Here is a 26546-nt window from a genome sequence, read left to right as displayed (position 1 = left end):
CAACCAACGAAGTTCAACGAAGGAGGAAACGATGAATAGATTCACGAAACTCGCCGCCGTGGCGGCCGGCCTCGTGCTGGCTTCGGCGGCTTCGGCGGTCGCCGCCGAAAAGCTGACGCTGACGATGAACTGGCGCGCTGACTCGGCGCATCTGGGCTTCGCGATGGCGCAGAAGAACGGCTATTACGCCGCCGAAGGCCTGGAAGTCGTGCTGCAGGAAGGCCGCGGCTCGGGCGTGGCCGCGCAGCTGGTCGCGACGGGCCAGAGCGATCTGGGTCTCGCCGATGCGGGCGCGATCCTCAACGCCGCGTCGAAGGGTGCGCCGATCAAGATCGTTTCGACGATCTGGAAGGCGGGCCAGTTCGGCATCAACTTCCTCGACAGCTCCGGCATCAAGTCGCCCAAGGATCTCGCCGGCAAGAAGATCGCCGTCGCGCCGGGGGCCGCCGTTGTGCCGCTCGTGCCGTTGTTCCTGAAGGCGAACGGCATTCCCGAATCCTCGGTCACGATCGTTTCGGCAGCACAAGCCGCGAGCCTCGGACTGTTGACCTCGGGGGGTGTGGACGCCGTCGCCGAAACGCCGGAAAACATCGTCGTGCCGTTGGCGGCGCAAGGCCGGAAAGCCAGCGTCATTTACTTCTACGACAACGGCGTGCCGTTGATTTCGCTCAGCCTCGTCGCGCGCGACGACAAGCTGGCCGCGCGTCCGGACGTGTACCGCAAGTTCGTCGCCGCCACGGCGAAGGGCTGGGAAGCGGCGATCAAGGATCCGTCCGCTTCGGTCGACGCGCTGAAGGCGTTGTTCCCCGATATGGAAAAGTCGAAGGAAGATCTGCTGAAGGGTGCGGTCTACAGCTTCGCGTCGGTCTGCCCGGCGGGCAAGGGCGACACGATCGGCGCCACCAAGCCGGAAGTTTGGCAGAAGACCTACGAGGTGATGACCACCGCGATGGGCTTCCCGACCGACAAGCCGATCACGAACTACTACACCAACGCTTACCTGCCGGCGACGCCGGTTCTCTGCCCGTAATCGGGTTTTCCGGCGGCGCGGGGGAGCGATCTTCCGCGTCGCCGGATCCGTTTTCAGATCGAACGAACGCGCCGGCATGACCGCACCGATGAAAACCTTCCGCCAACGTACCGCCTGGATCGCGTGGATCGCCTATCCCACGCTCGCGGTCGCTTTGTGCCTCGGGCTATGGGAAGCGTTGGTGCGGATCAACGACGTGCCGCTCTATATCCTGCCCAAGCCGTCGGATTTCCTTGCGCGCCTCGTCGCCGATCGGACGATCGTGCTGGCGCAAGCTTGGGCGACGTCGATGTCGATCGCTTTGGGCTTCGGCATGGCCGTGCTGGTCGCCGTGCCGCTCGCACTTGCCATCATCTCGGTCGGCACGCTCGAACGCGGGCTGTTCCCGGTCATCGTCTTCCTCAACATCATGCCCAAGACGGTGATCGGGCCGATCCTGATCGTGTGGTTCGGCGTGAGCCCGGCGGTCGCGGTGTTCATCGTCTTCCTGATGTGCTTCTTCCCGATTCTGGTCGACAGCATGTCCGGCTTCCGCGCCACGGATCCGAGGCTGCGCTACATCACGCGCTCGATGGGCGCATCGGCCTTCCAAACCTTCCGCTATGTGCGCTTGCCCGCCGCGATGGGCTACATCTTCGCCGGTATGAAGATCGGCATCGTGAAGGCGGTCGAAGGCGTCATCATCGCGGAATTCATCGGCTCCAGCGCCGGGCTCGGTTTCATGATCATGCGCGCGTCCAGCTTCATGGATATGGAACTGATGTTCAGCGGCCTGATCGCCACGGCGCTGGTGGCGCTCGTGTTCAACGGCGCGATGCTCGCGGCCGAGAAGTTTCTGATGCCGTGGAACCGTCCCCGGCACGCGTGATCTTTAGCAACAGGACCGATTGAGAATGACGACAGGCGCTTCCATCGTCGCGCGCGGCATCACCAAGGTGTACGGGACCGACGGCTCCGCCTATCACGCGCTGGGGCCGATCGATCTCGACATCAAGCCGGGCGAGTTCGTCAGCCTGATCGGCCCGTCGGGCTGCGGCAAGAGCACGACCTTGCTGCTCGCCTCGGGCCTGGAGCCCGTGACGCAAGGCAGCATCGAGGTCGACGGCAAGCCGTTGACCAAGCCGATCACCGAAGTCGGGATCGTGTTTCAGGATCACCTTCTGCTCGATTTCCGCACGGCGATGAAGAACGTCATGCTGCAGCAGGAAATCCGCGGCCTCGACAAATCGGTCATCCAAGCGCGCGCTGAGTCGCTGTTCGAGCGCCTGAACCTGAAGGGTGCCGAGAACCGCTATCCTTGGCAGCTCTCGGGCGGCATGCGTCAGCGCGTGTCGATCGCGCGTGCGCTCGTGCACGATCCGTCGATGCTGCTGATGGACGAACCCTTCGGCGCGCTCGACGCGATCAGCCGCACCCAGATCCGCCACGATCTGGAAATGCTGTGGCTCGACACGCGCAAGACGGTGCTCTTCATCACGCACTCGATCGACGAGGCGGTGGGCCTCAGCGACCGCGTTTTGGTCATGTCCAAGGGCCCCGGCACGATCGTCGAGGAGATCAAGATCGATCTGCCCCGGCCGCGCCCGGCGCATCTGGGCGAGTATCCGGAGTTCACCAAATACGCGAACCGGATCTACTCGATCTTCGAGAAGCTCGGCGTTTACAAATTCAAGTGAAGCGATGAAGCGCTATGTGATGATCGGCGCGCCGGTGACGACCGTGCGCACGCCCGCCTTGCTGACGGAATATCTGCGCGAGCTTGGCGTCGCGGTCGAGATCGAAACGCGCCATGTCGATCCCGGCGATCTCGACGCCTTCATGGCGGCGGCGACCGCCGACAAGTCGATTGACGGCTTGCTCGTGACGATGCCGCATAAACGCACGATCATTCCGCATCTCGAAGCCATCTCGCAGGTGGCGAAGCGCGCGGGCAGCGTCAACGCGGCGAAGCGTGGGGCAGGCGGGCGCTTCGTCGGCGCGCAATATGACGGTATCGCGCTGGTCAACGCGCTGCTGGTCCGCGACGTACCGGTTGCCACGTCGAACATCCTGCTCGCCGGGATTGGCGGGGCGGGACTGCCGATCGCCCAGGCGATCCTGGCGCAAGGCTGCAAGCGCTTGGCGATTGCCGACGCCAGCGCCGAGGTGGTGGCCAAGGCGGTCGCAAGCTTGCGCGATCTCGGCCCTGTTGCGGCGTATGACGGTGCCGCCACCGATATTCTGGTCAATGCGACCCCGTTGGGCATGCGTGACGGCGACCCGTCGCCGTTCGACGAAGCCCAGATCGCCAAGGCGATTTGCGTCGCCGATATCGTCGCCGATCCGCCCAAGACGCGTCTTGCCGCGATGGCGCGGGCGGCGAACGTGCCCGTCGTCACCGGGCGCGACATGGTCGGCAGCCAGGTAAAGCCGATCGGCGATTGGCTGCTCGCTTCCGGCCTCGAACAGTAATTACGGCGCGGTCTGGAGTGCGTCGTCGCGCCAATGGCCGCCGATCGCCTGGATCAGCGAGACCGCCGCGCTCTGCCGGTCGGTGATCGACTGCGCTTCGGCAAGCCGCGCGCTCAGCGCCGTCGTCTGCACCACGATCACGTCGGCATAGCCGATCTGGCCCGCGAGATATTGATTGCGCGCGATCGTCTCGGCTTGATTGGCGGCGTGCGCGGCGGCGATACGGAACTCCGCCACGTTCGCCAGCACACGGATCGCGGCGAGCTGGTCTTCGGTCTGCTGGAAGGCAACGAGGACCGCGCCGCGATAATTCGCGACCGTCTGCGCGTAGGCGGCGCGCGCTTGTTCGACACGCGCGGCGGTGGCGCCGAAATCGAGCAGTGTCACCGCGCCCGAGACGCCCAGCGACCACAGCGTGCTCGCCGCATCGAACAAGCGGCCCACGCGCTGCGCGCTGGACGTCAGATCGCCGGTCAGATCGACGGCCGGGAAATAGGCCGCGCGCTGGATGCCGATATTGGCGTTGGCGGCGGCCACGCGCCGTTCGGCGGCGGCGACGTCCGGCCGGCGTTGCAGCAGCTCGCCCGGCAGGATCGACGGGATCGCGGGCAGAACGGGTTCGCTCACCGCCGGATGAAGCGAGAAGGTCGAAGGGTTTTCGCCCGCCAGCACGGCGATCGCGTGTTCAAGCTGGGCGCGCTGGCGGTCGAGATCGCTGGCGTTGGCGCGGGCGTTATAGAGCGCGGTCTCCGCTTGCAGCACGTCGGAACGCTGCGCCGTGCCCGCGTCGTAGCGGTTCTGCACGATGGTCAAGGCGCGCTCGTAGGCCGTGATCGTATCGGCGTAGATCGTCTTCTGCGCTTCAAGCCCGCGCAGTTGAACGTAGTTCAATGCCAGTTCGCCCTGCGCGGATAGCGTGGCGGCGAGCAGATCGGCGCGGCTTGCTTCGGCCAACGCGCCCGCTTGGCTCGCCGTGGCACCAATGCGGCCCCATAGATCGGGTTCCCACGTCGCCCCCAAGGTCGCGTTATACGAGACCGTATAGGCGCCCGAGCTGCGATTGGTCGTCGTCGTCGTGCGGCTGGTCGAATTCGTGCTCGGGTTCTCGGTCATGCTGCCGCCCGCACTCAAACTGACCGTCGGCAGATAGGCGGCGCGCTGTTCGCGCACGAGCGCACGCGCTTGATCGTAGGCGGCCTTCGCGGCGGCGAGCGTCTGGTTCGACACGATCACGCGCCGCTGCAAATCGTCGAGGATCGGATCCTCGAACAGCCGCCACCAATCGCCGCGCGCGATGTCGTCAGCCGGGGCGGCGACGCGCCAGCCCGGTTCCTCCTTGAACGTCGCGGGGATCGCCGCCGTCGTCGGGCGCAGATAGTCGGGCACAAGATCGCAACCGGCGACCAATGCCGTGCAAGCGAGAAGAAGGGTGCGGCGGGCGATCATGGCGTGACCTGTCCCAGCGTCGTTCGGCGCAGGCGCAAACGTTCGAGGGCGAGATAGACGACGGGCGTGATCAGCAGGGTCAGGAATTGGCTCGCAATCATGCCGCCGACGATGGCGATGCCCAAGGGGCGGCGCAACTCCGCCCCGTCGCCGAAACCGATGGCGAGCGGGACCGCGCCGAAGACCGCTGCCAGCGTCGTCATCAGAATGGGGCGGAAGCGCAGCAACGCGGCTTCGCGGATCGCCTCGCGCGGGGTAAGGCCGCGTGCGCGTTCCGCCGCCAGGGCGAAATCGATGATCATGATTGCGTTCTTCTTGACGATACCGATCAGCAGAATGATCCCGACCATGCCGATCAGATCGAAGGCCGTACCCGTCGCCAGCAGCGCCAGGAACGCGCCGATTCCGGCGGAAGGCAGCGTCGTCAAGACCGTCAAAGGATGGATCCAGCTTTCGTAGAGAATGCCGAGCACGATATAGATCGCGACGATGGCGGCGAGGATCAACAGCGGCATCGTGCGCGTCGTCTGCGCGAAGGTGCGCGCACTGCCGGCGAAGCTTCCATGGACCGAGGTCGGCAGGTTCAGCGAACGCTGCGCTTCGAGCAGCAGATCGGCGGCTTCGCCTAAAGTCACGCCGTCTTCCACCGCGAAGCTCAACGTCGCCGCCGGCTGGCCGCCATCATGCGCGATCGACGCGGGTGCCGCTTGCGGCGCCCAGCGCGCGATCTGCGACAACGGCACGAAACCGCGCGGGTTCGTGCTGACGGGGGAACCCGCGCTCGCGTCGCGCGGCGTACCGGCGGCGGCAGTCGCGAGAGCGGCCGCCCCGATGGGCACGTAGATATTCTCCAGCGCCTCGGGCGCGCCGGTGAAGCGCGGGGCGACGCCGAGCACCACACGATATTGGTTGAGATCGGCGTAGATCGTCGCGACCTGACGCTGGCCGAAAGCGTTGTAGAGCGCGGCGTTGACCGCTTGCATCGTGACGCCCAGGCGCGCCGCGCGGTCGCGATCGATCTCGACATAGACCGACATGGCGCTGCGCTGCTGGTCGATATCCACGTCGGTCAGGCCCGGCGTGTTCCGCAACTTGGCCAGAAGTTTCTGCCCCGCGTCCCACAGCGTGTCGGGATCGTCGGCCTTCAGCGAATATTGATACGCGCTGTTGGAACTGCGCGCGCCGATGCGCATGTCTTGGACGGGACTTAGGAACACCGTAAGCCCCGTGACGCGCGCGAGTTGCGGGCGCAAGCGCGTGATGATCGCGCGGCTCGAATCCCGTTGCGCCACCGGCTTCAGCGCGATCGACATGAAACCGCTGCCGGCGCGTGTGCCGCCGGTGAAGGCGACGACGGCTTCGACGCCGGGATCGGAACGCACGATACGTTCGATCTGCTGCAACTTGTTCTGCATATCGCGGAACGAGATGCTTTGATCGGCCCGCAGACCGCCGATCAAAGCGCCGGTGTCCTGCTCCGGGAAAAAGCCCTTGGGGATCGTCTGGAGCAGATAGACGCTGCCCGCGAGCGTCGCGGCGAAAGCCAACATGACGATCTTTGGATGGGCGAGGGCCCAATCGAGATCATGCGCGTAGCGCCGCTGCGCCAGGCCGAACAGATATTCGGCTGCCCGGCTCAACGTATTGGGCTTTTCATCGCCACGCAGCAGCAGCGAAGCGAGCATGGGAGTCGTGGTCAGCGAGACGACGAGGCTGATCGCGATGGCGATCGTCATCGTCACCGCGAACTCGGCGAAAATGCGCCCCACCACGCCGCCCATGAACAGCAGCGGAATGAAGGCCGCGATCAGGCCGACGGAAATCGACAGCACCGTGAAGCCGACATCGCGCGCCCCGTTCAAGGCGGCCATACGCGGGCTTTCGCCCTTTTCGATGTGGCGGGCGATATTCTCCATCACCACGATCGCGTCGTCGGCGACGAAGCCGGTCGCGATGGTCAGCGCCATCAGCGACAGGTTGTTCAGCGAAAACCCCGCCAGATACATGATCGCCAGCGTGCCGAGCAGCGACACGCTGATCGAGACGAGCGGGATCAACGTCGCGCGCAGCGAGCGCAGGAAGAAGCTGACCACCACGACGACCAGCAGCGTGGCGACGACCAACGCGGTCTCGACTTCCTTCAACGACGCGCGGATCGTTTTGGTGCGGTCGGAGGCGACATGCAACGAAATACCCGCTGGCAGCGAAGCTTCGAGGATTGGCAATTCCGCCTTCACCGCATCGACCGTCGCCACGATGTTCGCACCGGGCTGGCGGCTCAGCAGGATCATCACCGCCGGCTGGCCGTTATAAAGGCCCATCGTGCGCACATCCTCGGGGCCGTCGGTGATCTCCGCGACATCCGACAGGCGCACGGCGGCGCCATTGCGCCACGCGACGACCAAATCCTTATAGTCGGCGGCGAAACGGCCCTGGCGCGTCGTATAGACCTGCCAGGACAAAGCCTCGCCTTCGATGGCGCCGCGCGGCCGGTTGGCGCTGATCGCGGCCAGGGCCGCGCGAACGTCCTCGCTGGAAATACCGAAACGAGTCAGCGCCAGCGGGTTGAGATCAACGCGCACGGCGGGCAGGGCGGCCCCGCCCATTTCCACGTCGCCGACACCTTCGATCTGCAACAGGCGCTGCTGCACGATGTTGGACACGGCGTCGTAGATCTCGGGCGGTGTGAGCGTGGGCGAGGTCAGCGCCAGGATCAGCACGGGCGCGTCGGCCGGATTGATCTTGCGATAGGTCGGATTGCTTTTGAGGGCGGCGGGCAGGTCGAGCCGCGCGGCGTTCAACGCGGCTTGCACGTCGCGCGCGGCGCCATCGATCGAGCGGCTCAGATCGAATTGCAGGATCACGTTGCTGCTGCCGATACCCGAGCGCGATGTGATCTCGGTCACACCCGCGATGGTGCCGAGATGCTTTTCCAGCGGGGCGGCGACGCTTGCCGACATGGTCGAGGGGCTTGCGCCCGGTACGGTGGCGGTGACGACGATGGTCGGGAAATCGACCTGCGGCAGCGGCGCCACCGGCAACAGGAAGAACGACGCCAGGCCCGACAAGGCGAGGCCGATCGTCAGTAGGATCGTGCCGATCGGGCGGCGGATGAAGGGGGCGGAGAGATTCATCGCCCCAGCCGATCGAAGAACAGGAAGATGACCGGCGTGGTGAACAGCGTCAGCGCTTGGCTGACGATCAAGCCGCCGGCGATGGCGATACCCAAAGGCTGCCGCAATTCCGCACCCATGCCCGCCCCGAAGATCAGCGGCAAGGCGGCGAACAACGCCGCCAGCGTGGTCATCAGGATCGGGCGGAAGCGCAGCAGCGCCGCTTGGCGGATCGCGGCGACGGGATCGGTTTCGCCGGCGCGCCGCGCCTCGATCGCGAAATCGATCATGATGATCGCGTTCTTTTTGACGATGCCGATCAACAGCACCAAGCCGATGATGCCGATCACGCCGAGGTCGTTCCCGGTCAACATCAGCGCGACCAACGCGCCAACGCCGGCCGACGGCAGCGTCGATAGAATGGTCAGCGGATGCACAAAGCTTTCGTACAGCACGCCCAGCACGATATAGACAACGACGATCGCCGCGAGGATCAGATAGACCTGATTGGTCAGCGCCGCGCGGAAAGCGCTGGCGGTACCGGTGAATTTTATCGCGACACCCGGCGGAATGCCGATCTGTGCGGCGACCGCCGTGATGCGGTCGACCGCATCGCCCAAGGCCACGCCGGGGGCGACGTCGAAGCCGATCGTGGCGGCGGGATATTGCGCGACGCGCGAGACCAGTAGCGGCGCTTGGCCGGTCACGAAACGCGCGATCGTACCCAGCGGTACCGACGTGGTGGAATTCACCGGCACGTAAAGCCGGTTGAGGGAATCCGGTGTCGCCAGCATGCCGGGCTGGCTTTCCAGGATCACGCGATATTGCGCGGCCGGCGCGAAGATCGTCGAGACGATACGTTGGCCGAAGGCATTGTAGAGGGCGGCGTCGATCGTCGCGGCGCTGATGCCCAGGCGCGCCGCCGCATCGCGGTCGATGGCGACGGTGACGGAGGCACCCCGCGCCAGCACGTTCGACGTCGGGTCGCGCAGCATCGGTTCGCGACGCAACGCCGTCAGCAATAGTTCGGCCGTCGCGTTGACCTCGTCGAGCTTCGCGCCCTCCAGCGAGAAGCGATAGCGATTGGCGCCGCTTTCGGTCTCGATCGTCAAATCCTGCACGGGCTGAAGATGCAGCATGACGCCCGCGACGGCGCGCGCGCGTTCGCGCAAGCGGTCCAGCAGCGCGCTTTGAGGGCCGCGCTGGTCCTTGGGCGCCAGGTTGATCAGCATGCGGCCTTGGTTGAGCGTCGGGTTCTGCCCGTCGACGCCGACATTGGAACTGAGGCTCGCGACTTCCGGCTCGGCGAGGATCGCGTCGGCGATCTGCGCTTGCAGCGCCGACATGCGCTGGAACGATACGTCTTGGTCGGCGATGATCGTGGCGCGGATCTGGCCGGTGTCCTGTTCGGGAAACAGGCCTTTGGAGATTTGGATATAGAGCGCCACGGTCAGCGCCAGCGTCGCCGCGAAGAACAACAACGTGATCGCGCGATAGGCCAGAACCCAATCGAGCATCGCCGCGTAAACGCGCGCCACCGCATCGAACCAGGCCATCGTCCAGCGCACGAGGGCGGGGGCTTCGCCTTCCGCTTCCGGCTTCATCCAGCGCGCGGTCAGCATCGGCACCAGCGTCAGCGCGACGATCGCCGAAATCAGGATCGAGATCGCCAACGTGATCGCGAATTCGCGGAACAGCCGCCCGACGACGTCGTCCATGAACAGCAGCGGGATCAGCACGGCGATCAGGCTGACAGTCAGCGAGATGATCGTGAAGCCGATCTCCTTCGAGCCTTCGATCGCGGCGGCGAAGGGTGTGGCCCCCTTCTTCAAATGGCGCGCGATGTTTTCGATCATCACGATCGCGTCGTCGACGACGAAGCCCGACGCGATGGTCAGCGCCATCAGCGACAGATTGTTGACGCTGAAGCCGAGCTGATACATCGCCGCGAAACTGCCGATCAGCGAGACGGGCACGGCGATGCCCGCGACGATCGTGGCGCGCAGATCGCCCAGAAACAGGAAGATCGCCAGCATCACCAGTACGACGGCGAGCACGAGTTCGATACTGACGTCGCGCACCGAAGCGCGAATGCCTTCGGTGCGGTCGGTCAGCAGCGTGACGCGCATATCGCCGGGCAATTGGCGCTCGAGTTCGGGCAAGGCGCGCTTGATCGCATCGACCGTGCCGATGACGTTGGCGCCGGGCTGGCGGCGCACTTCGACGATGATCGCCGGTGTGGCGTTCATCCAAGCGCCCAGGCGCGTATTCTCGGCCGACATGACCACCTCGGCCACGTCCGACAAGCGCACCGGCGCGCCATCGGCATAAGCGATCACGAGATTGCGATAGGCGGCGACATCGGCGAGCTGGTCGTTGGCATCGATACTCCACGAGCGCGTCGGCCCGTCGAAGCTGCCCTTGGCGGTGTTGACGTTGGCGGCCGCGATCGCCGTGCGCAGCGTGTCCAGCGACAGCCCGCGCGCAGCCAAAGCCTGCACGTTGGCTTGAATACGCACGGCCGGGCGCTGGCCGCCGCTCAAACTCACCAGGCCCACGCCGGGCACTTGCGCGATCTTCTTGGTGAAGCGCTGATCGACCAGATCTTGGATTTCGGGCAGGCCGCGCGTCGGCGAGGTGACGCCCAGCGCCAGGATCGGCGCATCGGCGGGGTTGATCTTGGCGTAGATCGGCGGGGCGGGCAGGTCGCTGGGCAGCAGTGAACTCGCCGCGTTGATCGCGGCCTGCACTTCCTGTTCGGCCACGTCCAAGCGCAGATCGAGCGCGAATTGCAGCGTGATGACCGAGGCGCCCGCCGAGGACGACGACGACATCCGGTCGAGCCCGGCCATCTGGCCGAATTGGCGTTCGAGCGGGGCGGTCACCGTGTTCGCCATCACGTCGGGGCTCGCCCCCGGATAAAGCGTACGGACCTGGATCGTCGGGTAATCGACCTCGGGCAAGGACGACAGCGGCAGCAAGCGCAACGCCACCAGGCCGATCAGCACGATCGCCAGCATCAGCAGCGTCGTCGCCACGGGGCGCAGCACGAAAAGCCGTGACGGATTGAGGCCGTCTTCGACCGCGTCGTTCGCGGGATCGCTCACGGGCGCTGGCGTCCGCCGCCGCCGCCCGCACCCGGCGGGCGTTCGCGCGGCCCGTCGCCCGGCATCACGACTTGCGCGCCGTCGACCAGATTGTCGGCGCCTTCGGAGACAACGCGCTCGCCTTCCGAGATGCCCGACAGGATAACGATACGATCGCCGTCGGCGATTCCGGTCGTGACCTGGCGCAGGCTGACGGTACGGTCCGCATTCAGCGCGAAGACGAACGCGCCGCGTGCACCATGACGCACGGCCGAGACCGGCACGGTGATGGCGCCCGCGATCGTATCCGCGCGCACGCGCACATTGACGAATTGGTTGGGGAACAAGCGGCCGTCCGTATTGGCGAAGCGCGCTTTGGCCTTCACCGTGCCGCTGGTCGCGTCGACGACATTGTCGAAGGTGAGGAACGTTCCCTCGGCGAGTGTTGCGACGCTTTGTTGATCGAGGGCGAGTACGGGCAACGGCGCGCCGCCGGCGATGCGCGCTTGCAAGGCGGGGCGGCGATCCTGGGGAACCGCGAATATCACGTCGATGGGATCGAGCTGCGTAATAACGGCAATGCCGTTCGCGTCACCGGGCGTCAGGTAGTTCCCGATATCGGCTTGGCGCAGGCCGATACGCCCGGCCACCGGTGCGGTGATCGTCGTGTATTCGAGATTGAGCCGCGCCGTACCGACCAACGCCTCGTCGGCGGCGACGGTGTTTTCGAGCTGCTTCACCAGCGAGGCTTGCGTATCGACCTGCTGGCGCGCGATCGAATCCTGCGCCAGCAGCGTGCGATAGCGCCCGAGATCGCGCTGCGCATCGGCGAGCTGGGCCTGATCACGGGCGAGATTGGCCTGGGCTTGGGCGAGGGCGAGGCGATAGGGCCGCGCATCCATCTGCGCCAAAACCTGACCTTTGGTCACCATCTGGCCTTCGGTGAAATTGATGCCGACCAGAATGCCGGCAAGCTGCGTGCGCACCGTGGCGGTGACGACCGGCTGCACGGTGCCGATCGCCGATACGACGACGGGCACGTCGGCGCGGGTCGCTTGCGCCACGCCGACCGTCGCCGCCGGGCGGAAGCGCGGCGCGGGCGTCGCGACGGCGCGCTCGCGCGGCATCTGGACGAACCAATACCAGGCCCCGGCCGCACCCCCGCCCAGCACGGCGAGCGTTAGAAGCCACGTGATGAAGATCGAAGTGCGGCTTTTTACCGGCGGCATGTCGTGTTCGTTCGTTCGAAGCGTGTCATGCCGACGAATATAGCGGCACCGCCCTGCGGTGCTGTTCCGGAATGTTACCGGATGTGCCCGCCTGTGGATGCCTTCGGCCCGCGCAAACCCGTTTCGATTGGTCCTGGCGCCGCCGAACGCTGGCGCCCGTCATGCCGTGTAACGCGTTTCCGACGGAAACGACGGAAAATCAATGGTGTACGGGACGCGGCAAATTGAGGCACAGCACCAGCCGCGTCACGCCCGCTCCGTCGATCGGCGGCGAGCGATGGACGATCCCGCTGGCGGGGGCGGCGCAGCTGCCTTTGAACATGCCGGCGGCGAAGCGCGACAGGCTTGGAATCGGCCCGCGATAATCCTTCTGGCGGTCGAGAGCGGCTTTGCCAAAGGCCGGCGGAACCCATTGCGTGCCGGGCCCGCGATAGGTCGCCAGCAGGCGCGCCTCGACGCAATCGCGGTGGAACTTCCAGCATGCGTCGTGATCGACGGCTTCGAGGCGGATATCCACCTGCGCGCTGTCCATGATTGCCATGAATCGCCGGGCGAGCCCCGCGATATCGTCCAGCAACATGTCGCGCATCGCGCCCTGGGGCGTGCGCGCGCCGTCGAGCATCGCCGCGATGGTGGCTACGACGCCGTTATCGTCCGCGATTGCGCGCGCATCGGGCAAATTCTCGGACGGCAGCGCGTCGAGCCACTCGGCGAATGCTTGCGGCAGTTCGCGTTCCCATATCGCGAGTTCGACCGCCTTGTCGCGGATGCGATCAAGAATCGACGGCGCATAGCCGTGCAGGACAAGCGCTTCGCGTTCAAGCGTCGCCGTCATTGCGCGCTCCGTTTCCAGGGTGGAAAGGGATCGGCGAATTTGCGCGGCCAAGCTTTCGGGCCCAGCGCCATTTCGTCGTCGGTCAGCAAGCAGCCTTCCAAGCGTTTGCGCAAATCGGCTTCGTCCATGCCGATGCCGATGAAGACGAGCTCCTGGCGCTTGTCGGCGAATTCGCCTGCGCAGGTCGCGTCGTAGTGGCGGCGCCATTCGGGATCGTCGGGCCAGCGTTCCTGCGGCATCGACGACCACCACAGCCCGGCGGCTTCGACCTTCACCGCGGCACCGGCTTGGTCGAGCGTGCCCGCCCAATGGAAGCGCGTGGCGAGCCACAGATAGCCTTTGGCGCGCACCACGCCGCGCCATTCGGAATCGATGAACGCCTTGAAGCGCGCGGGATGGAAGGGGCGCCGCGCGCGGAACTCGAAATTGCGCACGCCGAATTCCTCGGTTTCCGACGGCAAGCCGCCGGCCATCGCCTGCGCCCAGCCCGGGAATTCCTCGACCTTCACAGGGTCGAAGCGATGCGTGCCCAGAATCTCGTCGAGCTTCACGCGGCCGTGATCGGCCAGCACGATACGCGCGGACGGGTTCAGCGCTTTGACGAGGCTGAGCACGCGATCGAGTTGCTCGCTATCGACTTGGTCCACCTTGTTGACGATCAGCGTATCGGCGAATTCGATCTGCTCGGCCAGCAGGCCGACGACGGGGCGCGTATCCTCCGGCCCCAGCGCCAGACCGCGATGGCCCAGCAAATCGCTGGACTCGTAGTCGCGGATCAGGCGCTCGGCATCGACGATTGTCGCCATCGTGTCGACGCGCGCGATGTCGGACAGGCTTTGGCCGTCCTCGTCGCGGAACTGGAACGTCGCCGCGACGGGCATCGGCTCGGAAATGCCGGTCGACTCGATCAAGAGATAGTCGAAGCGCCCGGCGGCGGCGAGGTCGCGGACCTCCTTCAGCAAATCGTCGCGTAGCGTGCAGCAGATGCAGCCATTCGACATCTCGACCAGCTTTTCCTCGGTCCGGCTGAGCTTGGCGTCGCCGTTACGGACGAGGGCGCCGTCGATATTGATCTCGCTCATGTCGTTGACGATGACCGCGACGCGCCGTCCTTCGCGGTTGCGCAGGACATGGTTCAGCAGGGTCGTCTTCCCGGCACCGAGAAAGCCGGACAGAACGGTGACGGGAAGGCGGCTATCGGCGGCTAGCATTGGTGGCTCCCGATGGGTGATATAATATAACAGTTATAAAGAAGTTTATTTAGTCAATTGTTTAAGATTAAGACCTCCTATTTAAGGCGAAGAACCTGCGCCAAAAAATCTTGACGCGCAATGCTATATCATTGCTTATTTGAGTCACGTTTTCCAGAGCGAGGTTGGCAATGACGAAGCGGCGGACGGTGTTTTTGGCGGCGATCGCGACATTGGCGATAGCCGGAGCGGCGGCGTTGCCGGCGGCAGCGCAGGATGCGGCGCGTATCTTGCGGGTCGTTTCGCCGTGGGAGATCACCGGCCTCGATCCGGCGCGCTCGGGCTATGTCTTCGCGCGGATGCAGATCGCCGAGACGCTCGTCGGCGCCGATAAAGGCGGCCTGCCCGAGGCGGCGATCGCGCGCAGCTGGTCGGTGTCGGCCGACGGCAAAACCTGGCGCTTCGACTTGCGCGCGGGCACAACCTTCCACGACGGCACGAAGCTCGATGCGGCGGCCGTCGCCGCGTCGCTCAATCGCGCCAAGGCGAACGCCGCCGGATTGCTCGCCAACGCGCCGATCGCGACGATCGCGCCCGAAGGCGAGGCGATCGTCATTGCATTGTCGCGGCCGTTCTCGGCCTTGCCCGCGTTCCTGGCGCATTCCAGCACGATCGTGCTCGCCCCCTCCGCCTACGATGCGGCGGGCAACGTGGCGCGGATCGTCGGCAGCGGCCCTTATCGCGCCACGGTGGTCGAACCGCCGCTGCGCGTCGAGGCGGAGCGTTTCGCCGATTGGCGCGGGGCGGCGCCGGCGATCGCGCGTACGAGCTATCTGGCGGTGCCGCGCGGCGAGACGCGCGTGGCGATGGCCGAAGGCGGACAGGCCGATCTCGTATACGTCGTGCCGCCCGAAGCGGTGGCGCGTTTGCAACGCAATGCGCGCCTCCATCTCGACGTGCAGGCGATTCCGCGCACGCGCATGCTGAAGCTCAACGCGGCACCGCCTTATTTCGACGACGTGCGCGTGCGTCAGGCGGTCAGCTTCGCGCTCGATCGCGAAGGTATCGCCGAAGCGATTCTGCGCAGCCCCGCCACGCGGGCCACCCAAATGTTTCCGCCGGGCCTGGCCGAATGGCACGCGCCGGACTTGGCGCCGCTGGCGCATTCGCTGCCGCGCGCCAAGGAATTGCTCGCCGCCGCGGGCTGGCGGGCGGGCGCCGACGGCATTCTGGTCAAGGACGGCAAGCGCTTCGCGGTCACGCTGCGGACCTTCTCCGACCGGCCCGAACAGCCGCCGATGGCCGCCGCGATCCAAGCGCAGCTGCGCGATGCGGGGATCGACGTGACGGTCGCGATCGTCAATAGCGGCGAAATTCCCGCCGGGCATCAGGACGGCACGCTGCAAATGGCGCTGCTCGCGCGCAACTTCGCCCTCGTCCCCGATCCGATCGGCACGATGTTGCAGGATTTCGGGCCCAAAGGCGGCGATTGGGGGGCGATGAATTGGTCGAGCCCCGTGATGGCGGCGGCTTTGGCGGCGCTGTCCGCGCCGGCCGACGCGGCGGCGCGCGCCAAGGCGCGCGGCGACATCGCGCGCTTGCTGCAGGCCGAATTGCCGGTCGTGCCGATCGCGTGGTTCGACTACGCGGTCGCGATCAACCGGCGCGTGGAAGGGGCGAGCGTCGATCCCTTCGAATTGTCCTACCGCTTGTCCGCGATGAAATGGGCGCCCTGACCCGCGTTCTGGCGGGGCGTCTGGCGCAAGCTGTGATGGTCGCGTTGCTGGTGGGGATCGCCAGCTTCGCGATCGTCGAGATGTTGCCCGGCGACCAAGCCTTCCGCATCGCCGCCGCGCGCTATGGCGAAGATCTGGCGTCGGCGCGCGCCGCCGCGACGGTGCGCGCGGAACTGGGCCTCGATCGGCCGTGGCCCGCGCGTTTGGCGGTGTGGCTCGGCCAGATCGCGACGCTCGATCTCGGCGTGTCGCTCGTCAGCGGCGAGGATGTGATCGAGGAACTGAGCCTCCAGCTCGGCGCGACGGTCGGGCTGTCGCTGCTGGCGCTGGGTCTGTCGGCGCTGGTCGGCGTGCCGCTCGGCATCGCCATGGCGATGCGCGGCGGCGCGCTCGATGCCGCCGGTCTGGTCGTCGCGGCGGCGTTGCGCGCGACACCCGCTTATCTGATCGGCCTCGGCCTGATGCTGTTGATTGCTGTGCAGTGGGGTTTGCTGCCGGCCGCGGGATACGACAACGCCGCCGCGTGGCCTTTGCCGGCGGCCACGCTGGCGATCGGCCTTGCCGCGATGTCGATGCGCGTGACGCGCGAGGCGGCCGCGCGCGTGCTGGCGCGCGCCGATACGCATTTCGCGCGGACCAAGGGCCTTGCGGAAGGGGCGGTGCTGCGCCGCCACGTGCTGCGCAACGCCGCCGTTCCGGTCGTCGCCTATATGGGCGTGCAGCTCGTCTGGCTGGTCGAAGGCGTGGTCGTCGTCGAATCGCTGTTCGCGTGGCCCGGGATCGGTCATGCACTGGTCCATGCGGTCGTCGCGCGCGACGTGCCGATGATCCAGGGCACCGCGCTGGCGATGGGGCTGATCTTCGTGGCGCTCAACGCGGCCGTCGATGCGCTTTGCCTGGCGCTCGACCCCAGGGGGCGGCGCGAATGACGGCGATACCTCTTTCCCGCCTTGCGGGTGCGTTATTGCTCGCCGCAATCCTCGCCTTCGCGCTGTTGGGACCTTTGCTGATCGACGCCGATCCGCTGCGCCAGAATCTGCGCGCGACGCTGCGCCCGCCCTCGGGCGAATTCCTGCTCGGCACGGATCATCTCGGCCGGTCGATGCTGGCGCGCCTCGCGTCCGCCGCGCGGCTGTCGCTGGGGCTGGCGGCGGCGGCGGTGCTGCTGGCGGGCGTCATCGGCACGGCGCTGGCGGCACTCGCGGCCGCCGCGCGCGGGCGCGCCGCGGATCGCGCCTTGTCCGGGTTGTGCGACGCGACGATGGCGCTGCCCGGCCTATTGACGGTCGTGCTGATCGCCGCTTTGGCGCCCGGCCAGCTTTGGCCGCTTTATGCGGGCCTCGTGGCGACGCAATGGGTCGAGTTCTTCCGCCCGGTGCGCGCCTTCGCCGCCGGGCGTCTGGCGGCCCCGGATGTCGAGGCCGCACGATTATTCGGCTTCGGCGGATGGCACGTCTTCCGCCGGCATCTGTTGCCCGAATTGGCGCCGTTGATCGGCACGCTCGCGGCATTCGGCGTGGCGAGCGCGGTGCTGGCGGTTTCCACCCTCAGCTTCGTCGGCATCGGCTTGCGTCCGCCCACGCCGGAGCTGGGCAGCATGATGGTCGAGTTGCTGCCGCACTACGCCGACGCGCCTTGGCAATTACTGGCGCCGGCGGCGCTGATATTCGCGACGGTGCTTGGTCTGCGCTTGGTCGCTTCGGCCGGAGACGAAGCATGAGTGCCGCACCGATGCTGGAGATCAAGGGCGTGTCGGTTCGCGCGGGCGGAAAAGCGCTGGTGCGCGACGCCGAACTGCGCGTCGCGGCGGGCGAATGCCTGGTCGTGATGGGCGAAAGCGGCTCGGGCAAATCGCTGCTGGCGCATGCGATCATGGGCGATCTCGGACCCGGTCTCGTCGCGCGCGGCGAAATCAGCGTCGCGGGCCACCGGATCGATACGCTGACGCAAGGCGAGCGGCGCGCCTTTTGGGGCAGGCGGATCGCGTTGCTGCCGCAGGAGCCGTGGCTGTCGCTCGATCCCTTGATGCGCGTCGAAAGCCAGATCGCGGAAACCCATGCGCTGGTCGCGGGACGCGATTGGGCCGACGCCAAGGCGCGTGCGGCCAAGGATCTTGGCCGCTTGGGCCTTTCGGAGTCCGCGCGGCAATTGCCGTTCCGTCTGTCCGGCGGTATGGCGCAGCGCGTGGCCATCGCCGCGACGATGGCGGCGGAGGCGGGGTTGCTGATCGCCGACGAGCCGACCAAGGGGCTCGACGCCGACGCTTGCGCCGGCGTCGCCGCGTCGCTGCGCGCGCAGATGGAACATGGCCGCGCCGTCGTGGTCGTGACCCACGATATTGGTCTCGCCCGCGCGCTGGGCGGGCGGATCGCCGTGATGCGCAACGCCGACATCGTCGAGACCGGCGACACGCGCGATGTGCTGTCGGCGCCGCGTGAAGATTACACGAAGATGTTCGTCGCCGCCGATCCGGCGAATTGGCCGCGTCCGGACGCGCATGCCGGCGGCGAACACGTGCTGCGGGGCGAGAAACTTGCCGTCGCGCGTGGTGCGAATTTGTTGTTCGAGGACATCGACGTTGCGCTTGCGCGCGGCGAGATCGCCTGCGTGCAAGGCCCCAGCGGTGGCGGCAAGACGACTCTGGGCGCGGTGTTGCTGGGGCTTTTGCCGCCGCAGCGCGGCGTGGTGCGTCACGCGGACGGCGTCGAAGCCTGGCGGTATCAAAAGCTTTATCAGGATCCGGTCGCGGCCTTCGCGCCGTATTCGACCCTGCGCGTTGCGCTGGATGACGTCGTGCGCCGTCATGGCGCTGCTTGGTCCGCCGTCGAGGCAATCTTGGCGCGGCTATCGGTGCCGCTCGAGCTGCTCGATCGGCCGCCCAGTCAGGTCTCCGGCGGCGAGTTGCAGCGCGTGGCGATCGCGCGGGCGTTGATTGTCGATCCCGTTTTCCTGTTCGCGGACGAGCCGACGTCGCGTCTCGATCCGCCGATCCAGCGCGCGACGATGGAATTGCTGCGCGAACTCGCCGTCGAACGCGGCCTCGCCATGCTGCTGGTCACGCACGATCCCGACCTCGCCGCCGCGATGTCCGCCCGGCCGCCGTTGCGCATCGGCTGAACCCGCCCGCGACGGGGCATGACGCGGCCGCAAGTCGCGGCTATATAGACGCCTTGCGGGCGCTTCGAGATGCGCCGGCGGCGGAGTGCGCATGAAGAGAATCGCGATTATCGGGATCGGGGCCGGCGATCCGGAGCACATCACCATCCAGGCGATCAACGCCCTCAACCGGGTCGATGTGTTTTTCCTGCTGGAGAAGGGCGAGGCGAAGTCGCAGCTGATCGAACTGCGCAAGGAAATCTGCCGCCGCTATATCGCCAAGGATCGCGTCTATCGCTTCGCCGACGCGACCAGCCCCGACTGGGCGCGCGACACGCCCGACTACCGAGCGACCGTCGACGATCTGAACCGCGACAAACAGGCGGTGTTCGAGCGCCTCTTCGCCACGGAATTGAAGGACGGCGAATGCGGCGCGTTTCTGGTGTGGGGCGACCCGTCGCTCTACGACAGCACGATCCGCATCGTCGAAACGATCGTCCAGGCCGGTACGCACGACATCGAATTCGAGGTGATCGCCGGGATCAGCTCGATCCAGGCGCTCGCCGCGCGCTGCAAGACGACGCTCAACAGCATCGGCGGCGCCGTCGCGATCACTACTGGGCGGCGTCTGTCGGCCGGTTGGCCCGAAGGGTTCGACAATGCGGCCGTGATGCTCGACGCGCGCGACGCTTATAAGTCGCTCGCCGGGCGCGACGTCGATATCCATTGGGGCGCCTATGTCGGCATGAAGGAGGAGATCGTGATCTCCGGCAAGCTCGCCGACGTCGCCGACGAAATCGCGCGCGTGCGCGCCGAGGCACGCCGCGAGCACGGCTGGATCATGGATAGCTATTTGCTGCGCCTCAACGACGGCGGCGACAAAAGCTAAGCGGGTTTGCGCGCCGTCAGGATCGTGACCGGCATCGACGTGCGCCACGCATCGAACTTACCGACGGGCGAGGCGTGCGCGACCGAGATTCGCACCAACTCGCCTTCATAGGTTGCGCGGGCGGCGATCAGCACCGCTTCGCTTTGCAGCGTCACGGCATTGGCGACCAGCACACCGCCGGGGCGCAACGCCGCCCAGCATTTTTCCAAGAGGCCCGCTTCGCTGACCCCGCCGCCGACGAACACGGCGTCGGGCGTTTCCAGTCCTTCGAGGGTGGCGGGGGCCGTACCCGCGACGATCTGCAATCCAGGCGCCCCCAGCGCCTTCGCGTTGGTCGCGATCATGTCACGCCGGGGCTCGTCGCGTTCGACCGCGATGGCGCGGCAGGCGGGATGCGTGCGCATCCATTCGATGCCGATCGAGCCGCAACCGGCCCCCACATCCCACAGCAGCGCGCCGGGATAGGGGGCAAGGCGCGCGAGCGTCGCCGCGCGAACATCGCGCTTGGTCAATTGCCCGTCATGGACATAGGCCTCGTCCGGCAAGCCCGCGACGATAGGCAGCAATGGCGCCATTGCGTCGGCGACGCAGGCGACGGCGACGAGGTTCAGGTCGCGCCGCCGGTCGGGTGGAAATGCGTCGGCGCGCGCATCGAAGCGCAATTCGCCTTCGCCGCCCATATGCTCGAGCACGGTGACGTCGCTCGACGCGTATCCGCGCGCGCACAGAATGCGCACGATGGCTGCGGGCGTGTCGCCGCTATCGCTCAGCACGAGCAGCTTGGCGCCGGGTTGCAGATGCGGATGCAGCGCCTCTATTGGACGGCCATGGACGCTGATTGTAACGACATCTTGTAGCGGCCAGCCCATGCGCGCGGCCGCCAGCGCGAAGGAAGACGGGGCCGGGTGGACCCGGTACTCGTCCTTCGCCAATCGCCGCGCCAGCGTGGCGCCGACGCCGAACCACATCGGGTCGCCGCTCGCCAAAACGCAGACCTTCGTGCCGCGAAGGGCGAGCAGTTTTTCGATCCCGGCTTCCAGCGGGCTGGGCCATGGCCAGCGTTCCTGCGCCCCATCCGGAACCAGCGCCAGATGGCGCTTGCCGCCGGCCAGGATCTGGGCGCGCGCGATGGCTGCGCGGGCCGCCGGGCTCAAGCCCGCCAGCCCGTCCTCGCCGATCCCCACGATCTCCAGCCACGCGTCCATTTGTCCTCGATTCGTCAGGCCGATCCGGACATTACGGGCGTTGCGGGATCGGGACGAGTATGATCTTTACCGGTCGAGGCGAATTCGATCAGGGAATCGCATGCGGAGCAATACGGCCTGTCCGGGTTTGTTCAGAATCGTGCCCGCGCGCGACGGCGGGATTTGCCGTTTGCGGCTCGCCTTCGGCCAACTTTCCGCTTCGGCCGCGCGCGCCATCGCCGGGATCGCTAGGCAGCATACAAAAGGCGTGATCGACATCACCAACCGCGCCAATCTGCAACTGCGTGGTGTGGATGCCGCCGGCGAAGCGGCGTTGATCGCCGAACTCGTCGCGGCCGGGCTGGGGCCCACACGCCCCGAGGCCGACGGGGCGCGCAACGTGCTGGTCAGCCCGACCGCCGGTATCGATCCCGTACAGTGTTTCGATGCGCTGCCGCTGGCGGCCGAAATCGACGCCTTCCTGCAAAGTGACGGCATCGCCGAGCGTTTGAACCCGAAATTCGGCGTGTCGCTCGACGCGGGCGAAAGCCTCATTGCGATCGATCACCCGAACGACATTTGGCTCGCCGCGATGGGCGACGGCCATGTCGCGCTCGGCATCGCGGGTACGGTCGAACAGGCCGCGCGCGGCGTTCCCTATCTCGTTTTCGCTGAAACCGATGCGGCGAAGGCCGTGAACTTGGCCATCGCGCTGTTCCTGGAACTTGCGGGTGCCGATCCGGAAATCCGGCGCTATCGCGATCTGCTGAAATCCACATCGCGCGCGGAAATTCTGGCGCGACTGGGCGGCGATTTGAGTCGTGAAAGTTGGGTCCGGCCGGCGTTGCGGCCGATGAGTCATGTCGGCATCCATCCGCAGCGCGACGGGAAATGGTTTCTCGGCGCCGTGCCGCCGCTCGGGCGCCTATCGCCCGCCATGCTCGAAGACCTCGCCGCTCTCGCGCAGACCTATGGCGACGGCACGCTGCGCCTGACGCCTTGGCAAGGCGTCGTGCTGCCGGGGATCGCCGATGCGCAAGCGGCGGCAAAAGCGGTGACGGCGGCCGGGTTGATCGTCGATCCCGCTTTGCCGTTGGCGTCGATCGTCGCGTGTTCGGGAAGTTCCGGCTGCACCTCGGCCTTTGCCGACACGAAGAACGACGCGCTGGCGCTGGCGCGCGATTTGGGTGCGTTGGGCGGGAAGACGGTCCATCTGACCGGCTGCGCCAAATCCTGCGCCGTCGCGGGCACGGCCGATATCACGCTCCTCGCGCAAGCGCCGGGGCGCTATACGGTGTTCCGCAAAGACGGAAACGATTCGGCGCGGTTCGGGCGGTGCGTCGCGGAAAACGCCGCACGCGCCAAAATCGCCGGCATCGTTTCGGCAGCTTAGGAAGTCGATGGACTATATTCGCGACGGCGCCGAGATCTATCGCAGATCCTTCGCCACGATCCGCCGGGAAGCCGATCTTTCCCGCCTCCCGCCCGATTTGGAGAAGCTTGCGGTGCGCGTGATCCATGCTTGCGGCATGGTCGACGCGGCCGGCGATTTGGTTTTCTCCGACGGGGCGGGGAAGGCGGGCCGCGATGCGCTGGCGGCGGGGGCACCCATCCTGTGCGACGCGCGCATGGTCGCCGAAGGAATCACCCGCGCGCGCTTGCCCGCGAAGAACCGCGTGATCTGCACGCTGGGCGATCCGCAAGTGCCCGATCTCGCCGCGCGGATCGGCAATACGCGCTCGGCGGCCGCGCTCGAGCTTTGGCGTCCCGATCTCGCCGGTTCGGTCGTTGCCATCGGCAATGCGCCGACGGCGCTTTACCGCCTGCTCGAAATGCTCGACGACGGCGCGCCGCGCCCCGCTTTGATCCTCGGCTTTCCCGTCGGCTTCATCGGCGCGGCTGAGTCGAAGGACGAGCTCGCGGCGAACAGCCGTGGCGTGAACTTCGTGGCGCTGCGCGGGCGGCGCGGGGGCAGCGCCATCGCCGCCGCCGCCGTCAACGCGCTGGCGACGGAGGTCGAGTGATGAACAAGATCGGCCGTCTTTTCGGGCTCGGCGTCGGGCCGGGCGATCCCGAGCTTCTGACCGTCAAGGCATTGCGCATTCTGCGTGCGGCACCGGTCGTCGCCTATCTCTCGGCCAAGGCGAAGAAGAGCAACGCGCTGTCGATCGTCGAATCCTATCTCGATCCGCGCCAGACGATGATGCCGTTGATCTATCCGGTGACGACCGAGAAGCTCGAGCCGCCGCATTGTTACGAGACCATCATCGCCGCGTTCTACGACGAAGCGGCGAACGAAATCGCGCGCCATCTCGACGCCGGAACGGATGTCGCCGTGCTGTGCGAAGGCGATCCGTTCTTCTACGGCTCGTTCATGTATCTGCATGACCGGCTCAGCACGCGCTACCCGACCGATGTCGTGCCCGGCGTGTGCTCGATCGTCGCGAGCTCGGCGGCGTTGGCGGCACCGCTCGTCTACCGCAATCAGACTTTGACGGTGTTGTCGGGCGTGTCGCCGGAGGCGGATCTCGAAGCGCGCTTGGCGCAGGCCGACGCGGCGGCGATCATGAAGCTCGGCAGCAATTTCGAGAAAGTGCGCCGCGTGCTGGTCAAGCTCGGCCTCGCGGACCGCGCGCTCTATGTCGAACGCGCGACGATGGCGGCGCAACGCATCGTGCCCTTCGCCGAGATCGATCCGGCAAGCGTGCCGTATTTCTCGATGATCCTCGTTCCCGGCACGCGTTGGCAGGGATGAACGCCCGCGCTCCAGCGATCGTGATTCTGGGGGCGGGCAGTCTGCCGGTCGCGCGTAAGATCGCGGCCGCATTGCCGGGCGCGCAAATCCATGGCCTGAAGTCCCGCGTAACCGACGCCGATATCGCGTTCGAGGAATTCGGCGTTCATTTACGCGATTTGTTCGCCCGCGATACGCCGATCATCGTGCTCTGCGCGACCGGCATCGTGGTGCGTGCGCTTGCGCCCTTGCTGCAGGACAAGCGCGCCGAACCGCCGGTCGTGGTGGTCGCGGAGGATGGCAGCGCGATCGTGCCGCTGCTCGGCGGCTTGCGCGGCGTCAACGATCTCGCAAAACGGATCGGTGCGGCGCTGGAAACGGCACCCGCGATCACCACGACCGGCGAGGTGCGTTTCGGCACGACGCTGGAACTGGCGCCGGAAGGCTACGTCCTCGCCAATCCGGCGGCGGGCAAGCGCTTCATGTCCGATCTGCTCGCCGGGGCAAAGGTTCGCATCGACGGCGTTGCGCCGTGGCTCGAAGAAACGCGCCTGCCGATCGATCCCGCCGGAACGTTGACGATCCGCGTTACGCCGAAGGCGGTCACGCCGGCAGAGGGCGAACTCGTTTTCCATCCGCGCGCGGTGCGCGTCGATGTTCAAAGCGGCGCCGCCGATCGCGTGATGGCCGCCCTCGCAGCACAAGGCCTGGCGCCGCAAGCCGTCGCCTGTGTCGTCGTGGCCGGGGAAGACGCCGCCGATCCGGCGATCCATGCGATTGCGAAAATGCTGGATCGGCCGTTGCGCATCGTCGCCGCCCTCGATGCCGATCCCGTGAAGCTGTCCGTCGCCGATGCGCCGATCGATCCGGCGACGATCGGGCGCGCGCGCGGAAAACTGAGTGTGATCGGGATCGGCCCCGGATCGCTCGACTGGCGCACGCCCGAGGCGCAGCGCGAATTGGCCGGGGCCGACGATCTGATCGGCTATGAGACCTATTTGCGGATGGCGGGGCCGTTCGCACCGCATCAAATCGTCCATGCCACCGACAACCGCGAAGAGATGGCACGCGCGCGCCATGCGTTCGCGTTGGCGGCGCAAGGCCGGTCGGTCGCTGTGGTGTCGTCGGGCGATCCGGGGATATTTGCGATGGCGGCGGCGGTGCTGGAAGCGTTGCACGACAACGCCGATCCGGCCTGGCACGGCGTGGAATTGAAGATCGTGCCGGGTATATCGGCAGCGCAAGCCGCGGCCGCGCGCAGCGGTGCGCCGCTGGGCCACGATTTCTGCGTCGTCTCTCTGTCCGACAATCTCAAGCCTTGGGACGTGATCGAGCGCCGCCTGTCATTGGCCGCGCAAGCCGATCTGGTGCTCGCCCTCTACAACCCGATCTCTCGTGCGCGGCCCACGCAATTGGCGCAGGCGCTGACGGCGATCCGCGCGCATCGTGCTCCGCAAACGCCGGTAGTACTGGGCCGCGATATCGGCCGCCCGGACGAAACTTCGCGCGTTGTCACGCTCGGGACGCTCGACCCGGCTTATGTGGATATGCGCACGGTCGTGATCGTTGGCTCGTCGACGACAACGACATTCGATAACGGGCGCTGGATCTATACGCCGCGCTGGTACGGCGACAAGAAGCCGGTCAGCGAATCTTGATCCAAGCGAGCGCATCGTCGATCGTATAGGCGATCGGCAATTCGGGCCGGGGCGGACGGCGCTTCATGATCACCTGAATGCCGAGCTCGCGCGCGGCGATCAGCTTGGCTTGCGTCGCCGTACCGCCGCTGTTCTTGCAGACGATCAGGTCGATGCGCTTGTCGCGCAGCAAAGCGCGCTCGCCCGCGACGTCGAACGGCCCGCGCGATAGCAGCAATTCATATTTCTTGAACGCGGGCATCGGCTCGGGCGCTTCGACCGAGCGGATCAGGAACCAGACATCGTCGAGCGATACGAAGGGCGCCAATTCCTGGCGGCCGACGGCCATCAGCACGCGCTTGGCACCGCACCGCAGGTTCACGGCGGCTTCGTCGAGCGTATCCACCTCCGTCCAGCGATCGCCGGGGCCGGCGCGCCAGGGTTCACGTTCCAGGCGCAGCAACTTCACGCCCTCCTGCGTGCACGCCTCGGCGGCATTGATCGCCATCGCGGCGGCGAAAGGATGCGTGGCGTCGATCACTGCATCGAATTTCTCGGCGCGCAAATACGCGGCGAGGCCTTCCGCGCCACCGAAGCCGCCGCTACGCCATTTGCCCGCGGGCAAACGAGGGGTTCTCGTCCGTCCCGCGAACGATGTGACGACGCGCGAAACCCCGTGCGCGACGAGGGCGGCGGCGAGATCGTAAGCCTCGGTCGTACCGCCGAGGATCAGAACGGAAGGGGATGTTTGCATGGCCGGAACGATAAAGCATAAACTGGAATCCCAGTCTCGTCGCGGTTTCCCAATCCAGTGACCGAATTTCGTTCGAACAGTTCCGGCCCGCGCGTGCGCGAGATCGCCAGTGTGGCCAATCCGCTGGTCAAGGAAA

The 26546-nt window shown here is 66.6% G+C and carries 21 protein-coding genes; 13 read left to right on the top strand and 8 right to left on the bottom strand.

The window, feature by feature from the left end; all coding sequences use genetic code 11:
- Positions 1-31 precede the first annotated feature (31 nt).
- The 4 genes from J0H39_11605 to J0H39_11590 all read left to right on the top strand — a co-directional run bounded on the left by J0H39_11605 (position 32) and on the right by J0H39_11590 (position 3481).
- On the top strand, positions 32-1030 hold the full coding sequence (locus J0H39_11605; GenBank protein ID MBN9497390.1) for an ABC transporter substrate-binding protein: 999 nt from the start codon (positions 32-34) through the stop codon (positions 1028-1030).
- Positions 1031-1106: 76 nt separating this feature from the next.
- Complete coding sequence (locus tag J0H39_11600) at positions 1107-1898, top strand: ABC transporter permease (protein ID MBN9497389.1); 792 nt, start codon at positions 1107-1109, stop codon at positions 1896-1898.
- Positions 1899-1923: 25 nt separating this feature from the next.
- Positions 1924-2706, top strand: coding sequence for an ABC transporter ATP-binding protein (locus J0H39_11595; GenBank protein MBN9497388.1), 783 nt, complete (start codon positions 1924-1926; stop codon positions 2704-2706).
- Positions 2707-2710: 4 nt separating this feature from the next.
- Positions 2711-3481, top strand: a complete 771-nt coding sequence (locus J0H39_11590) for a hypothetical protein (protein ID MBN9497387.1) — start codon at positions 2711-2713, stop codon at positions 3479-3481.
- On the opposite strand, the gene J0H39_11585 is transcribed toward J0H39_11590, so the two are convergent.
- From J0H39_11585 to J0H39_11560, 6 genes are all read right to left on the bottom strand, one after another.
- Positions 3482-4927: an efflux transporter outer membrane subunit gene (locus J0H39_11585; protein ID MBN9497386.1), complete on the bottom strand. Its 1446-nt coding sequence runs from the start codon at positions 4925-4927 to the stop codon at positions 3482-3484.
- Positions 4924-8061 carry an efflux RND transporter permease subunit gene (locus tag J0H39_11580; GenBank protein MBN9497385.1) on the bottom strand — a complete coding sequence of 1046 codons (3138 nt, stop codon included), beginning with the start codon at positions 8059-8061 and terminating at the stop codon, positions 4924-4926. The genes J0H39_11585 and J0H39_11580 overlap by 4 nt, the downstream gene beginning before the upstream one ends.
- The gene (locus J0H39_11575) at positions 8058-11060 is read right to left on the bottom strand and encodes an efflux RND transporter permease subunit (protein MBN9497384.1); all 3003 of its coding nucleotides are present in this window, start codon (positions 11058-11060) and stop codon (positions 8058-8060) included. Before J0H39_11575 ends, J0H39_11580 begins: the two co-directional genes overlap by 4 nt.
- Before the next feature lie 83 nt (positions 11061-11143).
- Positions 11144-12355 carry an efflux RND transporter periplasmic adaptor subunit gene (locus tag J0H39_11570; GenBank protein ID MBN9497383.1) on the bottom strand — a complete coding sequence of 404 codons (1212 nt, stop codon included), beginning with the start codon at positions 12353-12355 and terminating at the stop codon, positions 11144-11146.
- 199 nt (positions 12356-12554) lie between these two features.
- On the bottom strand, positions 12555-13190 hold the full coding sequence (locus tag J0H39_11565) for a DUF1826 domain-containing protein (GenBank protein ID MBN9497382.1): 636 nt from the start codon (positions 13188-13190) through the stop codon (positions 12555-12557).
- Positions 13187-14401 (bottom strand): GTP-binding protein, encoded by a 1215-nt coding sequence (locus tag J0H39_11560; protein ID MBN9497381.1) that lies wholly within the window; start codon positions 14399-14401, stop codon positions 13187-13189. The genes J0H39_11565 and J0H39_11560 overlap by 4 nt, the downstream gene beginning before the upstream one ends.
- 170 nt (positions 14402-14571) lie before the next feature.
- Here J0H39_11560 and J0H39_11555 point away from each other — a divergent pair, with 170 nt between their 5' ends.
- The 5 genes from J0H39_11555 (at position 14572) to J0H39_11535 (ending at position 20101) form a co-directional block, all read left to right on the top strand.
- A complete protein-coding gene (locus J0H39_11555; protein ID MBN9497380.1) occupies positions 14572-16116 on the top strand; it encodes an ABC transporter substrate-binding protein in 1545 nt (514 codons plus the stop codon).
- Entirely contained in the window at positions 16104-17045 is a 942-nt protein-coding gene (locus tag J0H39_11550; protein MBN9497379.1) for an ABC transporter permease, read from the top strand. The genes J0H39_11555 and J0H39_11550 overlap by 13 nt, the downstream gene beginning before the upstream one ends.
- The gene (locus J0H39_11545; GenBank protein ID MBN9497378.1) at positions 17042-17836 is read left to right on the top strand and encodes an ABC transporter permease; all 795 of its coding nucleotides are present in this window, start codon (positions 17042-17044) and stop codon (positions 17834-17836) included. The genes J0H39_11550 and J0H39_11545 overlap by 4 nt, the downstream gene beginning before the upstream one ends.
- Positions 17833-19233, top strand: a complete 1401-nt coding sequence (locus J0H39_11540) for an ABC transporter ATP-binding protein (protein MBN9497377.1) — start codon at positions 17833-17835, stop codon at positions 19231-19233. Before J0H39_11545 ends, J0H39_11540 begins: the two co-directional genes overlap by 4 nt.
- A gap of 91 nt (positions 19234-19324) precedes the next feature.
- Entirely contained in the window at positions 19325-20101 is a 777-nt protein-coding gene (locus J0H39_11535) for a precorrin-6A synthase (deacetylating) (protein MBN9497376.1), read from the top strand.
- On the opposite strand, the gene cbiE is transcribed toward J0H39_11535, so the two are convergent.
- A complete protein-coding gene (cbiE, locus tag J0H39_11530) occupies positions 20098-21306 on the bottom strand; it encodes a precorrin-6y C5,15-methyltransferase (decarboxylating) subunit CbiE (GenBank protein MBN9497375.1) in 1209 nt (402 codons plus the stop codon). The genes J0H39_11535 and cbiE overlap by 4 nt on opposite strands.
- Before the next feature lie 100 nt (positions 21307-21406).
- Between cbiE and cobG the strand changes: the two genes are divergently transcribed.
- Genes cobG through cobJ form a run of 4 tightly spaced genes read left to right on the top strand, consistent with a single transcriptional unit; the run spans position 21407 to position 25677 of the window.
- Positions 21407-22678, top strand: a complete 1272-nt coding sequence (gene cobG / locus J0H39_11525; protein ID MBN9497374.1) for a precorrin-3B synthase — start codon at positions 21407-21409, stop codon at positions 22676-22678.
- Positions 22679-22685: 7 nt separating this feature from the next.
- On the top strand, positions 22686-23309 hold the full coding sequence (locus J0H39_11520) for a precorrin-8X methylmutase (protein MBN9497373.1): 624 nt from the start codon (positions 22686-22688) through the stop codon (positions 23307-23309).
- Entirely contained in the window at positions 23309-24040 is a 732-nt protein-coding gene (locus J0H39_11515; protein ID MBN9497372.1) for a precorrin-2 C(20)-methyltransferase, read from the top strand. Before J0H39_11520 ends, J0H39_11515 begins: the two co-directional genes overlap by 1 nt.
- Positions 24037-25677 (top strand): precorrin-3B C(17)-methyltransferase, encoded by a 1641-nt coding sequence (cobJ, locus tag J0H39_11510; GenBank protein MBN9497371.1) that lies wholly within the window; start codon positions 24037-24039, stop codon positions 25675-25677. Before J0H39_11515 ends, cobJ begins: the two co-directional genes overlap by 4 nt.
- Here the strand turns inward: cobJ and J0H39_11505 are convergent.
- Positions 25664-26410 (bottom strand): cobalt-precorrin-6A reductase, encoded by a 747-nt coding sequence (locus J0H39_11505; GenBank protein ID MBN9497370.1) that lies wholly within the window; start codon positions 26408-26410, stop codon positions 25664-25666. The two genes, cobJ and J0H39_11505, sit on opposite strands and share 14 nt — an antisense overlap.
- Between the last annotated feature and the right edge of the window lie 136 nt (positions 26411-26546).

The organism is Alphaproteobacteria bacterium (assembly GCA_017308135.1).
GTDB lineage: Bacteria > Pseudomonadota > Alphaproteobacteria > CACIAM-22H2 > CACIAM-22H2 > Tagaea.
Note: the sequence above shows the minus strand (reverse complement) of the source record. Positions and strands in the feature narration are given on the sequence as shown.

What these genes read in the sequence shown, in the direction of transcription:
- J0H39_11605 (MBN9497390.1), top strand. Translation starts at nt 32, where the DNA reads ATGAATAGATTCACGAAACTCGCCGCCGTGGCGGCCGGCCTCGTGCTG.
- J0H39_11600 (MBN9497389.1), top strand. Translation starts at nt 1,107, where the DNA reads ATGACCGCACCGATGAAAACCTTCCGCCAACGTACCGCCTGGATCGCG.
- J0H39_11595 (MBN9497388.1), top strand. Translation starts at nt 1,924, where the DNA reads ATGACGACAGGCGCTTCCATCGTCGCGCGCGGCATCACCAAGGTGTAC.
- J0H39_11590 (MBN9497387.1), top strand. Translation starts at nt 2,711, where the DNA reads ATGAAGCGCTATGTGATGATCGGCGCGCCGGTGACGACCGTGCGCACG.
- J0H39_11585 (MBN9497386.1), bottom strand. Translation starts at nt 4,927, where the DNA reads ATGATCGCCCGCCGCACCCTTCTTCTCGCTTGCACGGCATTGGTCGCC.
- J0H39_11580 (MBN9497385.1), bottom strand. Translation starts at nt 8,061, where the DNA reads ATGAATCTCTCCGCCCCCTTCATCCGCCGCCCGATCGGCACGATCCTA.
- J0H39_11575 (MBN9497384.1), bottom strand. Translation starts at nt 11,060, where the DNA reads ATGCTGGCGATCGTGCTGATCGGCCTGGTGGCGTTGCGCTTGCTGCCG.
- J0H39_11570 (MBN9497383.1), bottom strand. Translation starts at nt 12,355, where the DNA reads ATGCCGCCGGTAAAAAGCCGCACTTCGATCTTCATCACGTGGCTTCTA.
- J0H39_11565 (MBN9497382.1), bottom strand. Translation starts at nt 13,190, where the DNA reads ATGACGGCGACGCTTGAACGCGAAGCGCTTGTCCTGCACGGCTATGCG.
- J0H39_11560 (MBN9497381.1), bottom strand. Translation starts at nt 14,401, where the DNA reads ATGCTAGCCGCCGATAGCCGCCTTCCCGTCACCGTTCTGTCCGGCTTT.
- J0H39_11555 (MBN9497380.1), top strand. Translation starts at nt 14,572, where the DNA reads ATGACGAAGCGGCGGACGGTGTTTTTGGCGGCGATCGCGACATTGGCG.
- J0H39_11550 (MBN9497379.1), top strand. Translation starts at nt 16,104, where the DNA reads ATGGGCGCCCTGACCCGCGTTCTGGCGGGGCGTCTGGCGCAAGCTGTG.
- J0H39_11545 (MBN9497378.1), top strand. Translation starts at nt 17,042, where the DNA reads ATGACGGCGATACCTCTTTCCCGCCTTGCGGGTGCGTTATTGCTCGCC.
- J0H39_11540 (MBN9497377.1), top strand. Translation starts at nt 17,833, where the DNA reads ATGAGTGCCGCACCGATGCTGGAGATCAAGGGCGTGTCGGTTCGCGCG.
- J0H39_11535 (MBN9497376.1), top strand. Translation starts at nt 19,325, where the DNA reads ATGAAGAGAATCGCGATTATCGGGATCGGGGCCGGCGATCCGGAGCAC.
- cbiE (MBN9497375.1), bottom strand. Translation starts at nt 21,306, where the DNA reads ATGGACGCGTGGCTGGAGATCGTGGGGATCGGCGAGGACGGGCTGGCG.
- cobG (MBN9497374.1), top strand. Translation starts at nt 21,407, where the DNA reads ATGCGGAGCAATACGGCCTGTCCGGGTTTGTTCAGAATCGTGCCCGCG.
- J0H39_11520 (MBN9497373.1), top strand. Translation starts at nt 22,686, where the DNA reads ATGGACTATATTCGCGACGGCGCCGAGATCTATCGCAGATCCTTCGCC.
- J0H39_11515 (MBN9497372.1), top strand. Translation starts at nt 23,309, where the DNA reads ATGAACAAGATCGGCCGTCTTTTCGGGCTCGGCGTCGGGCCGGGCGAT.
- cobJ (MBN9497371.1), top strand. Translation starts at nt 24,037, where the DNA reads ATGAACGCCCGCGCTCCAGCGATCGTGATTCTGGGGGCGGGCAGTCTG.
- J0H39_11505 (MBN9497370.1), bottom strand. Translation starts at nt 26,410, where the DNA reads ATGCAAACATCCCCTTCCGTTCTGATCCTCGGCGGTACGACCGAGGCT.